This is a genomic window from Actinosynnema sp. NPDC023658 (assembly GCF_040639995.1).
Classification (GTDB): domain Bacteria; phylum Actinomycetota; class Actinomycetes; order Mycobacteriales; family Pseudonocardiaceae; genus Actinosynnema.
The window spans coordinates 1-2,802 of record NZ_JBFAAX010000749.1; the positions used below are offsets into that span (position 1 = coordinate 1).

Genomic DNA, 2,802 nt, shown 5'->3' on the forward strand with positions numbered 1-2,802 from the left:
CGGCTTCATGACCAATGCCTTCGACTGGCTGCCCACGCTCCGCGAGGGCCGCTACGTCCTCGACCCGATCGGACCCGGCCGCAGCGCACCGATCGACCCCGCCGACATCGCCGCCGTCGCGGCCCTCGTGCTGACCCAGCAGGGGCATCAGGGCAAGGAGTACCTCCTGACCGGCGGCGAGACGTTCACCCTCGCAGAGCAGGTCCAAATCCTCGCCAAGGCGATCGGCCACGACATCGAGGTCCGCGACCTGGCCACACCGAGCGACGCGGTCCGCTTCCGCTACCCCCACGGCGCACCGCCGGCCCTCGCCGACGCCCTCACCGAGGGTCTGAAGCTCATGCGCGCCGACACCGTCGGCGTGCGTACCGACACGGTGCGCCAGTTGCTCGGCCGCAGTCCTCGGACCTTCGCGGACTGGTGTGCCCGCAACGCCCACGTGTTCCCCGCTCCGGCCACCACATAACCGCCAAGGCGCGCCAAGATCCCACCCGCCGGCCGCCCCTGCCTTGCTGCCGCCGCAGGGCGACGAGTACTGCCGAGGCCATCCTGCGGAAGCCAACGTCCTGTCATGCCACTGAGCGGACGTCAGCGAATGCACGCACATGCCGACGGTGGTTCCGGATCGAGTCGTCATTGGCGCACTGGCTCGGCGACGCGGGTGGCGTTTTCATGGTGTTCCGGCAGCGCGACGGCGACCAGCACAGCAGCGGCCGAAGCCACCGCCGACAGTGATTTACGCACTCGCAACCCTTCATCGACGGGAAAGGTGGGCGACGCCCCCGTGCCACGGCCAAGGCTGGGGCCGCCCGCCGAAAACCCGCGATCATTGCTTCGGGTGAGTGCAACCCCGACATGCGCGAAACCCCCGCTCAGGACACAGTGGCCCGTGAACTACCTCGTGCAGACGGGAGACGGCTTCGTGAAGAGCCGTGAAGCATAGGGGTGGGCACGAAGGCCGGAAGATCGCCCACGGCGAGATCACCGGACTGGCCATCGACGCCGACACGGCCGCACCCGCCGGCGGGGTCGCGTCGACATCGAAGCGCCGGCCCACTGGAACAGGTCCGGCGCTTCTCCTCACCACCATCGGCGGAGGTGCGGTCCGACTTGAGCGATTCAGCCTGACTTCACCTGATCGGAGTAGCCGTGGAGCCATGGCGGCACGTCACGCTTTCGAAGACCGCCAGATTGACACCCTCCCGTTTTCCGGGGCCGGCCCGAGCATCCGAGCCGTTCGAGCGCCACGCCTGTCCCCTTTCGGACCGCGATGACCGGCGGTACCACCGCAGGACACGACGGCACCCGCTCAATCCACAGTGGACGGTCATCGACGGGTGCCGGGAGCTGTCGACCGCGGGTTCGCCCGGCGCCTCTGCGGGCTCAGCGGGCGGTTGGTCGAACGGACGTCGAGCACCTCGGATCGCACGGGTGCAGGCGTCACGGATCTCCTCGCCGTCGACTGGCGGCTGCTCCACGGCGGTAGGAGCCTGGACACTGTGGGGGGCCGGACGAGTTCACGTGGTGCGGCGAGCGGGTCGTCGTCGTGTCCCGGGATCGGGACGGTCCGGGTGGATCAGGGGCACAGGGCATGACCATCGGCAGTGGAAAGGGTTTTCGTGGCGCAGACGGTTCGTGGCGTGGTGGCTCGGAGCAAGGGTGCTCCGGTCGAGGTGGTGGACGTCGTCGTCCCCCACCCCGGACCGGGTGAGGCGGTGGTTCGGGTGCAGGCCTGCGGCGTCTGCCACACGGACCTGCACTACCGGGAGGGCGGCATCAACGACGAGTTCCCGTTCCTGCTCGGCCACGAGGCCGCCGGGATCGTGGAGCAGGTCGGGGACGGCGTCACCGACGTCGTCCCCGGTGACTTCGTGGTGCTCAACTGGCGGGCGGTGTGCGGCCAGTGCCGCGCCTGCCTGCGCGGACGGCCCTGGTACTGCTTCAACACCCACAACGCCTCCCAGCCCATGACGCTGGCCGACGGCACCCCGCTGTCCCCCGCGCTGGGCATCGGTGCGTTCGCGGAGAAGACCCTGGTGCACGCCGGGCAGTGCACGAAGGTCGACCCGGCCGCGCCCGCCACCGTGGCGGGGCTGCTGGGGTGCGGTGTGATGGCCGGGTTCGGCGCGGCGGTCAACACCGGCAACGTGACCCGGGGCGACTCGATGGCCGTGATCGGTTGCGGCGGGGTCGGCGCGGCGGCCGTGGCCGGTGCCCGGGTGGCCGGGGCGACGAAGATCATCGCCGTCGACCTGGACCCGCGCAAGCTGGAGTGGGCCGTCGGCCTGGGTGCCACCCACACCGTCGACGCCAAGTCCGAGGACGTGGTGGAGCGGGTGCGGGAGCTGACCGGCGGCTTCGGCGCGGACGTGGTGATCGACGCGGTCGGGCGACCCGAGACCTGGGAGCAGGCGTTCTACGCCCGTGACCTGGCCGGCACCGTCGTGCTGGTCGGCGTGCCGACCCCGGAGATGCGGCTGGAGATGCCGCTGATCGACCTCTTCTCGCGCGGCGGAGCGCTGAAGTCGTCCTGGTACGGCGACTGCCTGCCCAGCCGCGACTTCCCCTACGTGATCGACCTCTACCGGCAGGGCCGGCTCGACCTGGAGGCGTTCGTCAGCGAGACCGTCGCCCTGGACCAGGTGGAGGGCGCCTTCACCAAGATGCACCACGGCGACGTGCTGCGCTCGGTGGTGGTCTTCTGATGGTCCGCGTCGACCACACGACCACGCGCGGCACGTTCAGCCTGGACGGGCAGAGCTTCGACGTCGACAACAACGTCTGGGTGATCGGGGACGACAC

General features: G+C 70.2%; 1 protein-coding gene and 2 pseudogenes. All 3 read left to right on the forward strand.

Annotation, left to right across the window (positions count from 1 at the left end; all coding sequences use genetic code 11):
* Positions 1 to 466 (forward strand): annotated as a pseudogene (locus tag AB0G02_RS34170) (NmrA family transcriptional regulator); the annotation flags it as partial.
* Positions 467 to 1,619: 1,153 nt separating this feature from the next.
* A complete protein-coding gene (locus tag AB0G02_RS34175) occupies positions 1,620 to 2,705 on the forward strand; it encodes an S-(hydroxymethyl)mycothiol dehydrogenase (protein ID WP_360802713.1) in 1,086 nt (361 codons plus the stop codon).
* Positions 2,705 to 2,802 (forward strand): annotated as a pseudogene (locus AB0G02_RS34180) (MBL fold metallo-hydrolase); the annotation flags it as partial. The gene AB0G02_RS34175 and the pseudogene AB0G02_RS34180, both read left to right, overlap by 1 nt.